Source organism: Streptomyces sp. YIM 130001, assembly GCF_003574445.1.
In the GTDB taxonomy this organism is placed as follows: domain Bacteria; phylum Actinomycetota; class Actinomycetes; order Streptomycetales; family Streptomycetaceae; genus Streptomyces.
The window spans coordinates 18,526-30,136 of record NZ_KZ984567.1 but is presented as its reverse complement, the minus strand read 5'-3'; the positions used below and the strand labels follow the sequence as shown (position 1 = coordinate 30,136).

The following is an 11,611-nucleotide window of genomic DNA, read 5'->3' as shown; positions in this document are numbered from 1 at the left end:
CACTGCATGGCGCGCCCGTCCCTTGTCATTCGCGACCGCGGGCGTGCTTGAAGCGCGCCAGTCCGTCGGCGAGGTCGATCAGTGGTGGGGGGTAGTGGAGGCGAGCGCGCCGTTCCTCCGGAAGCCGCCAGGGTTCGTGCACGAACCGGTCCTCCACGTCGCGCAGTTCCGGTACCCAGCGCCGCACGTACGTCCCTTTCGGATCGAACCGCTTGCCCTGGACCACCGGGTTGAGCACACGGTGCGGGCGGGTGTCGGTGCCGGTGCCGGCGACCCACTGCCAGTTGAGCTGATTGTTGGCGATGTCGCCGTCGACGAGGAGGTCGAGGAAGTGCCGGGCACCGACCCGCCAGTCCACATACAGCGTCTTGGTGAGGAAGCTCGCGACGAGCAGGCGCCCTCGGTTGTGCATCCATCCCTCGTGGCGCAGCTGGCGCATCGCCGCGTCCACGATCGGATAGCCGGAACGGCCCTCCCGCCAGGCGGCGACGTCCTCAGCGGCCTCCGCTTCGCCCCGCCACCGGTCGTGGCGGGTGCGGTAATCCCACTTGGACGCCCCGGGCCGCGCCGCCAGTACCTGATGGTGGAAGTCGCGCCAGCACAACTGCCGTACGAACGCCTCCGCCCCGGGCCCGCCCTGCTCGCGGGCCCGCCGCACGAGTTCCACCGCGGACAGAGCGCCGAAATGCAGGTACGGCGACAGGTGAGACGTCGCGTCGGCGGCCAGCGCGTCGTGCTGATCCTCGTACTCGGAAAGCCCGGACCGTGCCCATCGGGAGAACAGCCTTCGGCCGGCCTGTTCACCACCGCGGGGGAGGCCCGGTGAGAGAGAGCGGAGCGCATCGCGCGAGGGCAGGGGCTCCCCTCCGGCGTCCTCCGGCACGTGCACGGTGCGTGGCGCGGGACAGACGTCCCGGAGCCGCTCCGTGGACCAGCGGCGGAAGTAGGGGGTGAACACCGCGTAGTGGTCGGATCCGGACGGTGTCAGGTGGCCCGGTGCGACAGCGGTGACCACACTGTCGTGCACATGGAGCGCCACCCCACGGGCGTCGAGGTGTTCGCGCAGTTGTTCCTCTCTGCGCCGGCCGTAGCCCGACACTCCTGCGGCCATGTGGACCTCCGCGGCCCCGCAGTCGTTTGCGACCGCGCCGACCTCCCGGGCGACCGGACCGCTGCGCACGACCAGTCGACCACCGCGGTGCCGCAGCGAGGCATCCAGATCCGCCAGGCAGTCGGCAAGGAACGCGCTGCGGTTGGGGGCGTCGAAACCCGAGGCGTGTACACCGGGGTCGCGGACGAACAGCGGAATCACCTCGTCGGCCGCCGCGAGTGCGGCACGCAACGGGGGATGGTCGTGGAGGCGCAGATCCGAGGTGAACAGGACGACCGCGCAGGTCATGTGTCTCTCCGTGGGAAGCGTTGTGGATTGCGGTGCGCACTAATGGCGGGCGCTCTTTCCTGGCCGAGTGCGTCCAGGGCGCGGTGCCCGCCCGTGCGCGCTCATGCCCTTGGTGGCGGCCTGGGCGATGTTGCGTGCCATACCGCCGAAGACGACGGCGTGGAACGGCGAGACGCTCCACCAGTAGGCGTGGCCCAGCAGCCCGCGCGGATGAAACAGCGCCCTTTGCCGGTAACGGGTGCGACCGTCGGGGTCCGTTTCGGCGTACATCTCCAGCCACGCGAGGCCAGGCAACCGCATCTCGGCACGCAGCCGCAGCAGACGCCCCGGCTCGATCTCCTCGACCCGCCAGAAGTCCAGCGAGTCACCGACCCGCAGGCGCTCGGCGTCGCGCCGCCCGCGGCGCAGCCCGACGCCGCCGACGAACCGGTCCAGCCAACCCCGGACCGCCCAGGCGAGGGGGAAGGAGTACCAGCCGTTGTCGCCGCCGATGCCCTCCACGACCTTCCACAGCGACGCGCGGGACGCGTCGACGCACAATTCGCGATTGTCCTCATAGAGGCTGCCGCCGGCCCAGTCGGGGTCGGTGGGGAGAGGGTCGCTGGGGGCGCCGGGCACGGCGGCGGACGACCAACGGGTGGTCACCTGAGCGTCCCTGACCTTGCGCAGCGCCAGGGCAAGGGCCTCGTCGAAGGGGAGCGGCCGGCCCGGAAGGTCGGGCACGTACCGGGCGATGTCGCGCTCATGGCACACGACCTCGTGGCGCAGGGACTCGGTCAGCGGCCGGGCGATGGACGCGGGTACCGGCGTGATCAGCCCGACCCAGTGGCTCGAGAGCCGCGGGGTGAGCACCGGAACCGGAACGATGAGCCGCCGACGCAGCCCGGCGACGACGGCGTAGCGGCGCATCATTTCCCGGTACGTCAGAACGTCCGGCCCACCGATGTCGAAGGCCCGGTCGACCTCGGCCGGCATGGCGGCCGCACCCACGAGATATCGCAGCACATCCCGGATCCCGACCGGTTGGGTCCGGGTGTGCACCCAGCTGGGAGTCACCATCACCGGCAGACGCTCGGTGAGATAGCGCAGCATCTCGAACGACGCGGACCCCGAGCCGATGACGACGGCCGCCCGTAGCACCGTGGCCGGCACCGGGCCGTCGAGGAAGACCCGCCCCACCTCTGCCCTGGAGCGCAGATGCGGGGAGAGGGAGCGCTCGTCCACGCCCCTCGGGGTGAGCCCGCCGAGATAGACGATCCGCTGCACTCCGGCGGCGTGCGCCTGCTCGGCGAAGATGCGAGCGGCGCGACGGTCGGTCTCCTCGAAGGCGGAGCCGGTTCCGAGCGTGTGCACCAGGTAGTACGCGACCTCGATCCCGCGCAGCGCGTCGCCGACGGAGTCGGCGTCCGTGACATCGCCGCGGACGATGTCGGTCTCCTGCGACCAGGGATGATCACGGAGCTTGTCGGGTGTACGGACCAGACAGCGGACGCGGTGGCCGGCATCCAGCAGTTCCGGCACCAGGCGACCACCGATGTATCCGGAGGCTCCGGTGACCAGGCAGTGCCGGCGTTCGCCGTTCTGCTGTTTGTCAGTGGTCACCACGTGCACTCCTTCCGCGCGGGCGGTCCACCCCGCTATTGCGTCCGATCATGGCTGCACCGGCGCGACCGTGCCCGGCGCGCTCACGGCATCCGCTACCACGACGAGCCGACAAAATCCGCGCGTTGCCGCCGCCACTTCCCGTCGGGCTCCCCGCCTCGGCACCGGCTTCACCGCCGCTGTCGACGGCCCCTGACGCCGCGGGGTAGCGGAGCACATGCTCGATGACCGGGCGGGGCACTGGGCGCATCTGGTTGCTCCATACGGGGAATCCGCACCGTTGGCGGCCCGGGAGCGGTTCCGGCGTGCAGAAGACCGCATGCGAACCGGACGGCCACCAACCCGCGGCCCGAGCCGGGGCATCGCGCACGAAGATCCGGACGACACCGCCGCCCTTCGTCGGTGGGGTGCGCGGACGTCGTAGCAACGGAGCTGCACGCCCGAGCCCGCGGGATGCGAGGGCGGCAGGTTTGCTCGGCGGGCACTCGACAGGTGCGGGGTTGGTCTCTGTCGTCGTAGCGCGCATACAGGTCTCCCGCCGAAGGCACCGGACGGCGGCGACCGTCCACGTAACCACTTCGCCGGCAACCGGGCCGATGGATGCACCCTGCCCCCGGGCATCCGACCGGCTGGGCGAGGTGCGACTACTCGCGGGGGAGGAGGAGGCCGCTCGGCCGGCCTGGCCGCCTGCGCCGAGCCGTCCCGTCGCCCGAAACGGCTCCCCGGTGGCCGGACCTGGCAGTACACGTCGTGACAGCACAGGAACCACCGCCGGCGTCGCGGCATGCAGGGGGGAAGGGATCGATCGCAGCCGCCGGAGCACGCAGACCGCCGGGCGTCGTCGCTCGTCCGCGACGATCAGGCGGCCGCCACGTCCCCGACGGGGCACACCTTGCGCGTCGGCGGGGTCACGCGACCGCCCTCGATGTACTCAGTCAAGTAGGGCGAGTTGTGGGCGGCCAGTACGCCTTGATGGACCATCAGGGTCTGTCCGACACACGGCAGTTGACGTCAGTACGCTTCCGTCAGGAAGGCGAGCTGGCGTGCTGCAGGAGCGGTTACGGCTCGGATGGCAGCCCCAGGCCGTACGGACGACGGTCAACAGGGCGACGAGGAACTCGACGCCCTGGAAGAGGAGTTCATCACCGACGAAGCAGGGGACGAGGAGTTGGCTACTGGCAGGCACGATCGTGCTGGACGTCGTTGCGGGTGCCCCCCAACAACGGGCAGGGAGGACAGTACCGGCCGGGTCAAGAAGCTCAGGGTAGGGCGTGCGGAATATCCGTACGTCTCGGCACAGGCTTTCCGCCAGTGGCTGCGCGACGCGCTGCCGCCCGAGGAGTCCCGCTCGAAGGTGAAACACGTCGGCAGGGAGCGAGGCAGCGCCGGTGGAATTTTGGCGAGAATGTACGCGTTACTTCGACGGGAAATTCTCTATGAGAGTTTCACTGCCCAGCAGGTGCGGGATTCACGCGGTTCATGTACGCGGTGACCTTGCGAAGGGTATTCGGGTTGGTCAACCCACCACCGTGGCCGACCTTGTCGGTTACCAGATGTGTTGCCTTTTCACCGAGTTGAGCGGCCACTTTCTCGGCCCACGCCTTCGGAGTGGCCGGGTCGTGGCTGTTGCTCAGCAGCAGCGTCTTGTGCTTGCTGGTTGACGAGACGGGTGCAGAGGACTCCTTGACGGGGGCGGGGCCGGCCAGGCAGATGGACGTGTATTGACTGGAGTTGGGTGAGTAGCCGACGACGGGAGCTGCCTTGCGCGTTGCGGCCACGTCGAGTCGGGCTTGGTCGGCGCTTTTGACGGACATGGCGAAGTCGGAGCAGACGATCGGGTCGGCGTAGGGGAGGGTCTTAGGCGTCTCGTCGGTGCCGTCCTCGGCTTCCCCAGGCAGCGGGCTGCGCCCCTCGGAGAGTTTCTGCAAGCCCTGGGCCGCTTCGCCGAAGGGGCCGGCCAGGGCACCTTCGAGGTACTGGTTGACTCCCGCGGCGGACCAGGTTCGCCCCATGACGTCCTTGCCGGGAATGCGGCCTGCGTCGGCGTTGCTCGCCGCCTGCCGGAAGGCGGCGGGTACATCTGAGTTGTGCAGAGCGCAGTCGGCGTCGGTAGAGCACCACTCGCTGAATCGGTCGAAGACCGCTTCCGCGCCCGCCGCGGCAGTGGTGACGAATTCACGGCGGCTCTGGGCCGGGTTCATGACGCCTTCCAGTACGGCGGCCCTGACATGCTTCCCGTACAGCCCGAGGTACCGTTCGGCGGCGAGCGTGCCGTAGGACATTCCATAGAGATTGACCGCATCGAGTTTCACGGCTTCGCGGAGGGCCTCGGCATCCCGGGCCGTGCTGTAGGCGTCCAGGTGCCTGTCCAAAGTGCGGTTGCCGGTGGTGCAGGTGGACCAGAACGCCTTCTGCTTCTTGTCGAATGCAGAGAATTTTTGAGGATCGACCGGAGGGGTGGTCGGGATTCCAAGCACCCCTGCGGTGTTGCATGTCAACGGACTGCTTTCTCCCACGCCACGGGGGTCGAAGGAGAGCATGTCGTACCCGGGGATCGCCTGCTGGAGCGAGGCGAACGCAATGTCGCCTGTTTGACCCGGCCCGGTCGGGAAATTCAGAATCGTGCCCTTGCTGGTTGCCTGCGACTTGGCACGGTAGACGCGCAGGTCGACCGTTGCGGCATCGGGCCTTTTCCAGTCCACGGGGACACTCAGCGTCCCGCAGCGCACATCGTCCCCGACGTCCTCGCGCGCACATGCACCCCACTGGATGCGTTCGTGACCATGCGACGTCCGGGCGGGAGATTGTGAGGCCGGGACTGAACACGACACGGTCATAGCCAAGAGCATGCTTCCAACGACCAGCGAGCCATGGTTGCTGCGCATACGTCAGCTCCTCCGAGTGCGCGGGACGGTGCATCGGCCATCCTGCCTGCAATCGACGGCCTCAGCATCCGACAGCCAGACTGGCGTCGCGCTGCAGACGGTGGTGACCATGAGTGCTTCTCACAGTGGCCGAATGAAGCTGAGGTGCCGCTTTGGAGGCGGGCCGGGGCGGGTTATTTCCCCACGCCGAATCCGGCGGCGGAGCGGCAGCGTGGGGGCCCTGGATTCCGCGAAAGGATTTCCTCCCGAAGGGAAGGGCGTTCGTGGACGGTGAACAGGCCGCGCTCGTGCTGCGCGCCGGCTTTCACCTCCCTGAGGTTTGTGCATCGCCTGGGCTGCAACAACCACCACGCAGCGTTCGGCCTGTCGACTTCGGTGGCCCTGGCCCTGGCCCTGGCCCTGGCCCTGCCCTGGCTCCTGGGTATAGGCCGCCTCACGCTCGGGAAACACAAGAAGCGAGTTCCCGCCGTCAACGGCGGGAACTCGGCACGCGATGGTGGCCTGCTCGCCTGCGTATGCGCCTTCACCGCTGCCGCAAGGCGGGCGATCCAGTAACGAGATGCGCCCTCAACGTGGTCTGCCGCCGTCAGGCAATGCTCCACATCCAGTAGTCGCGGCGCACAGACCAGGTCAGTTCACAGGTTGGCAGTCGGCGTGGACGGTCAGCTTGGCTTCGGTGTCACGGTCGTTACGGTTCCGACTAGCCCACGCGTTGCCGTCGTTCGAGAAGCCCGGAGCCCGGAGCCCGGAGCCCGGAGGCCAGGGGCCCGTTGCAGGACCGTAGAAAACATGACCGGAGGCGGGAGTGGCGCCGGGTGCCTGTTGCTGGACAAGGGGGTGTGGACATGGGTCGCAACTCCCTCTCGGATGCGATGAGTCGGATCCCGGAGTGGCGCCGTGCCTTCCTCGCGCGTGGGACCGGGCGCTGGTCGCTTCATGCAGTCGTTGCTCCGGTCAGCCTGGCCAGGCGCCGGGGGTCGGCGATGTTCTCCCGGTGTTCGGCGATGCGTGCGTCGACGATTCAGACTCCGCAGAAGGCCTCGGCGCATCATCGCGCCGACTGCCTTCGGGGCCAAGGCCGGTTGCTCGAGGTGTCACCGGCCGTCCAAGGTGTTCATGTGCGGAGGCCAGTGCCCCTGAGGCGAGGGCGGCCAGCAGGGAGAGTTCGCCGGCCAGTACAGCTCCGCCGAGGACTTCTGCAAGGCGCAGCGCTGCATGCCCTTCAGGGGTCGGTGTGGCGGCGTCGATGCCGAGCAGGTGCAGCGCTTCCTGCTGAGTCTCGAGCACCGTGCCACCGCCGGCGGTGGCCAGTGGCACGTCGGGGAGATATACGGAGGCGTACACGCCCTCGCCGCGGCGCTCGACGCAGGTGATGCCCTGGCAGGCCTCCGCCACTTGTGCCACGTCCTGCCCGGTGGCGAGGAAGAGCGCCGCCACCATGTTGGCGTAGTGCGCGTTGAAGCCGCCCAGCGTGCCCGACATGGCCGAGCCGAGGAGGTTCTTTCGATACTGGACCTCGCACAACCGCTCCGTGTCGGTCTTGAGTACCTCGCTCAAGACCGCGGCCGGGATCTCGGCCTCCGCGAATACCCGCTTGCCGCGGCCATCGAGAAGGTTGACGGCAGAGGCCTTCTTGTCCGTGCAGTAGTTGCCCGACAGGGCGACGCAGTGGGTGCCCGTCGCCGGTTCGATCACTCCGTGCACCAGCCGTTCGGTGGCCACCGTCGCGAGGTTCATCCCCATCGCGTCGCCCGTGGTGAAAGTGAAGCGGACGTACACCGAGCTGCCTACCGCCTGGCAGCGGATCCCGGTCAGGCGCAGCCGCTGGCTGACTGCCTGTGCCTCTTGCCGTAGTTCGGCCTCGTGCGCCTCGATCCACGAGGTGAGCCGGCGACTGTCCGAGATGCCGGATGTGGCGAAGACCGGGGCCCGGGTGATGCCCACGTCCTCGGCGAGCACGGTGGCTCCGCCGCTCTCCCGCAGCGCCCGGCAGCCCCGGGACACGCTCGCGATCAGCGCACCCTCGGTGGTGGCCAGAGGAATGATCACGTCCTCGCCTCGGACGTACCGGCCGTGCAGTGTCAGCGGTCCGGCCACTCCCACCGGCACTTGGACGGCACCGATGAGGTTTTCGCAGCGGGCCCGTTCGAGGCTCGTGGTGTGGTGGCCGATGGCGGGGAGCGCCACGCGGTGCTTCTGCTCCAGGGCCTCCCGGCGCCGCCGGGCGGCGAGGTCGGCCGGCGTGGGCGGGGCGGGGGAGTGCGGTTGCGCGGGGACCTGCGTGTGTTCGGGGATCTGCGTTTCATGCGATGCCATCCGGCCCCACCTCTCAGTACTCGTACGCGTAGTAGGGGACGGCGAGATCCTGGAAGCCGGGTCCGTGCTCGGATCCGGTGCACTCGATCACGAACTCCTGCAGCGGCTGCACCTGCAGCCCGGGCACTTCACGGCGGTCATGCAGTGCCTCATACGTCGCCTGGTCGAGGTCCACGGGAAAGCGCAGCGCGCGGGCGAACCCGATCCGGCGGGCGGCGTGTTGCCAGCCCGGCACGGCGCTGACCGGGAGAGCGAGTGCCGCATCTCCGCTGCCGTAGCCGACCGTCAGGAGCGAGGTGCCCACGAGTTCCTCGCCCGAGTCCAGTGCGGTCTCGAGTCCCGCGGCCAGCGCGGCGGGCAGCGAGGCCGAGTAGAGGTTGCCCACCTGTGCGAGGAGCGCCGCACCCCGGTCGAGCCTGGTGTGTGCGAACTCCTGGAAACCGGTACGCCGGCGTACCTCGGTGCCCACCGCGACGGTCGCCCGATAGGGGTTGGGATGGCGCTCACCCGCCAGCACCGATCCGAACAGATCGGGGGACGAGTCCAATTCCTTGACCACGGCCTCGGGGCTCACCCCTGCCACCGCGCACAGCTCTTCTAGTTCCTCGCGCTCCGTGTGCGTCGCCGCGAGCGCACGCACGTAGAAGAAGGACAGCGCCTGCAGCGGCATCCGCTGATAGGGGCGGTGCATGAAGATCCCGCTCAGGTCCCGCAATGCCTCTGCGGGCTCGCTGCCGAGCCGGCGCCACAGCGCCTCGACAGCATGAGTGACCGCGTCGAGGTAGGCGCTGGTGGAGTACCGTCCGCTGAACACCGGGAAATCGCTGGGACGTTGGGTGGCCGGGGCGTACCCCTCCGTGTGATGCCGTGCGACCGGCTTGCGGAAGTCGGGGCCGCGGTACGCGGCGGACCTGGTGGCGTGTGCCAGGTCCAGGGCCAGGAGTGCAGGTGCGCGCTCCACCAGCATGGCGACCGCCCCCGCGCCCTGAGTCTGCTCGCCGGAACTTCCCCTCTGGTACTCAGCGATGTCGGCCGCCACCACGATCGCCGTGCGGTCACCGGATTCACACTGCACATAGCGGGCGGCCCCGGTCAGCGCGTACATGCCGCCCAGGCAGGCGTGCTTGTACTCCGGCACTTCGAGATCGCGCGGCAGCCCCGGCAGTCCGCGGCGGCGCAGCTCGCGGTCGACCATTCCGCAGACGGTGACTGCGCCGACCGCGTTGTCGCTGCTCGATTCGGTGCCGAGGGCGAGGAAGCCGATACGCCGGGTGTCGATGCCGTTCGCGGTGATCAGGCGCAGTACCGCGTTCGCGGCCATCGTGTAGATGTCCTCGTGCATACCGCACATGCGAAAGCTGTGCCCGGTGACCGCACGCACCTTGTCCCAGTTCGTTCCCGTCCACGCGCACCAGCTCTGCAGGTCCACCCGCAGTCTCGGCACGTAGCAGCTCATCGCGCTGATCCCCACGGCTTCGGCCGGTATCGGACGCCTTGGTTCCCTCATGCACAACACCCCGCTCCGATGTGGCAATTACGCCGACGACTAACCTGTGAGTGCGTTGTCTCCGTCCTGGTACGCCTTCCTGATCCGGGCCCGTACCGACTTCCGCGACGCGGCTCCGCCAATGCGCGCGGCTTCGGTCCGTTCTCCCTCACCATGGCCGACAAAACCCTCGGGAATCCGCGGACTCTCGTACAATTCTGTGAACGCGTTGCACGATTGAGCATTCGTGAACGCGGCGATGCGTTGGGCAATCTCACATCGCGGATATTCGGCGCACGAATCCGGCCAGATCCAATAGCGCACTTCTGCGCGTCCGGCTGCACGCTCAGGGAATGAGAAGGTGTGGTTACCGGCGGGAACAGGCCATTGCCTCGACCGGAAGCACACAGTGACGCTCTCCCGGGCATAGCTAAGACGAGTTTCCCGTCTACGTAAGGGCAGTTGAGTCACTGCGCAGATTTCCGCCAAGTGAAATCCGTTGAATGACTGGTTGCCCACGGAGAGAACGTCACCTACATCGGCAGGTATTCGGTTATGTCGCGTCGGAAAGTGAACGAGCGGCTGTCCGCGCTGCTCACCGAAGCGGGCTGGAACGGCGGGCAGTTGGCCCGTGCGGTCAATGCCCTCGGCTCGGCGCAGGGTTGGCGGTTCCGATACGACCGCACCTCTGTCGCCCATTGGGTGGCGGGCTCCCGTCCGCGACCGCCGGTTCCCGAACTGGTAGCCGGTGCTTTCACCCGGCAGTTGCGGCGACTCGTCACTCCCGTGGACACGGGCCTTGCCCAACGCGGGGGCTCACCAGACCCGTTGGCCGTACAGCCGGAAGGGGAGGCCGCGGTACCCGGCCTGATCGCCCTGTGCCGCGAGGACGTGGACACCGTACGGCGGGTTCCACTGGCGCGGGCGGTGTTCACTCCTGTCGCTCCGGCTACCTTGAGCGCCTCACCCGTTTCGGCGCCTGCGGTGGCGGTCGGCCGTCACCGGGCTACCGCTGCGGACGTGTCGGTGCTCGAGGAGATGACGCGCGTCTTCGCCGGGGTCAACCAGCAACACGGGGGCGGCAGCGCACGCTTCGCGCTCGCCACGTACATCGCGGAGCACACCGGTGAGCTCCTGTCCGCCGCAGCTGCAGACCAAGTGCGCCAGGACCTCCTGACCATGGCATCCCGACTCGCCTACATCCTGGCCGAGATGACAGCCGACATGCACCAGATGGGGCTCGCGCAACGCTACTTCCACCTGGCCCTCCGCCTGGCGCAGGAGTCGCAGAACCGGGGGCAGAGCGCGATCACCTTGCGCGCGATGAGTTCCCTGGCTCTGCGTGCCGGTCATGTTCGCCATGCCGTGGAACTGGCCGACGCGGCCGCGGACCTGGTGGCAGCGAAGACGGCGGACGCCACCGTGGACGCAGCGGTCCAGTCGTTCGTCCTCACCCAGCGGTCGCTCGCGCATGCCCGGGACGGTATGCGGCACCGAGCGCTGGCGGACCTGCGCCGGGCCGAGCAGCTGCATGCGCGGAGCGAGGAGCACCCGGACCCGTTCAGCGCGTACTCCCGGGCAAGCTTCGATTACCAGCGCGCCGGCACGCACGCGGCACTCGGACACCGGGCCGAGTGCCGACGCGCCCTCACCTCCTCGCTGCGGCATCGCACCCCGGGCGAACACCGCCCGCTCGCCCTCACACACAGCCGGATCGCCGAAGAGCTCATCCGCCGCGGGGAGTTGGAGGAAGCCTGCGCGAACTGGCTCGCCTTCCTCGAGCACTGCGGATACGTCCGCTCGGCCGCGGTGCAACAGGCTCTCGGAGGGTTGCATCAGCATCTGAGGCCGCACGCCCGCCAGCCCCGGGCGGCCGAAGTGCTGGCCCGAGCTCGCGACTTCACGGTCACATGAGTCCGCCCT

General features: G+C 68.7%; 7 protein-coding genes. 2 read left to right on the top strand and 5 right to left on the bottom strand.

Annotated elements, in window-relative coordinates:
• Nucleotides 1-25: 25 nt before the first annotated feature.
• From DSC45_RS29505 to DSC45_RS29495, 3 genes are all read right to left on the bottom strand, one after another.
• A complete protein-coding gene (locus tag DSC45_RS29505; RefSeq protein ID WP_119295045.1) occupies nucleotides 26-1,399 on the bottom strand; it encodes a cryptochrome/photolyase family protein in 1,374 nt (457 codons plus the stop codon).
• A 39-nt stretch (nucleotides 1,400-1,438) separates the two neighbouring features.
• Nucleotides 1,439-3,001: an SDR family oxidoreductase gene (locus DSC45_RS29500; protein ID WP_119295135.1), complete on the bottom strand. Its 1,563-nt coding sequence runs from the start codon at nucleotides 2,999-3,001 to the stop codon at nucleotides 1,439-1,441.
• A 1,445-nt stretch (nucleotides 3,002-4,446) separates the two neighbouring features.
• On the bottom strand, nucleotides 4,447-5,886 hold the full coding sequence (locus tag DSC45_RS29495; RefSeq protein ID WP_205571466.1) for an alpha/beta fold hydrolase: 1,440 nt from the start codon (nucleotides 5,884-5,886) through the stop codon (nucleotides 4,447-4,449).
• A 321-nt stretch (nucleotides 5,887-6,207) separates the two neighbouring features.
• Between DSC45_RS29495 and DSC45_RS35910 the strand changes: the two genes are divergently transcribed.
• On the top strand, nucleotides 6,208-6,441 hold the full coding sequence (locus DSC45_RS35910; protein ID WP_162929380.1) for a hypothetical protein: 234 nt from the start codon (nucleotides 6,208-6,210) through the stop codon (nucleotides 6,439-6,441).
• A 399-nt stretch (nucleotides 6,442-6,840) separates the two neighbouring features.
• On the opposite strand, the gene DSC45_RS29490 is transcribed toward DSC45_RS35910, so the two are convergent.
• Complete coding sequence (locus DSC45_RS29490) at nucleotides 6,841-8,202, bottom strand: hydroxymethylglutaryl-CoA reductase (protein ID WP_119295043.1); 1,362 nt, start codon at nucleotides 8,200-8,202, stop codon at nucleotides 6,841-6,843.
• A 13-nt stretch (nucleotides 8,203-8,215) separates the two neighbouring features.
• Nucleotides 8,216-9,709, bottom strand: a complete 1,494-nt coding sequence (locus DSC45_RS29485) for a hydroxymethylglutaryl-CoA synthase family protein (RefSeq protein ID WP_119295042.1) — start codon at nucleotides 9,707-9,709, stop codon at nucleotides 8,216-8,218.
• A 534-nt stretch (nucleotides 9,710-10,243) separates the two neighbouring features.
• Here DSC45_RS29485 and DSC45_RS29480 point away from each other — a divergent pair.
• Nucleotides 10,244-11,602 (top strand): NsdA family TPR-like regulatory protein, encoded by a 1,359-nt coding sequence (locus tag DSC45_RS29480; protein WP_162929378.1) that lies wholly within the window; start codon nucleotides 10,244-10,246, stop codon nucleotides 11,600-11,602.
• Nucleotides 11,603-11,611 lie beyond the last annotated feature (9 nt).

What these genes read in the sequence shown, in the direction of transcription:
- DSC45_RS29480 (WP_162929378.1), top strand. Translation starts at nt 10,244, where the DNA reads ATGTCGCGTCGGAAAGTGAACGAGCGGCTGTCCGCGCTGCTCACCGAA.
- DSC45_RS29490 (WP_119295043.1), bottom strand. Translation starts at nt 8,202, where the DNA reads ATGGCATCGCATGAAACGCAGATCCCCGAACACACGCAGGTCCCCGCG.
- DSC45_RS29505 (WP_119295045.1), bottom strand. Translation starts at nt 1,399, where the DNA reads ATGACCTGCGCGGTCGTCCTGTTCACCTCGGATCTGCGCCTCCACGAC.
- DSC45_RS29495 (WP_205571466.1), bottom strand. Translation starts at nt 5,886, where the DNA reads ATGCGCAGCAACCATGGCTCGCTGGTCGTTGGAAGCATGCTCTTGGCT.
- DSC45_RS29485 (WP_119295042.1), bottom strand. Translation starts at nt 9,709, where the DNA reads ATGAGGGAACCAAGGCGTCCGATACCGGCCGAAGCCGTGGGGATCAGC.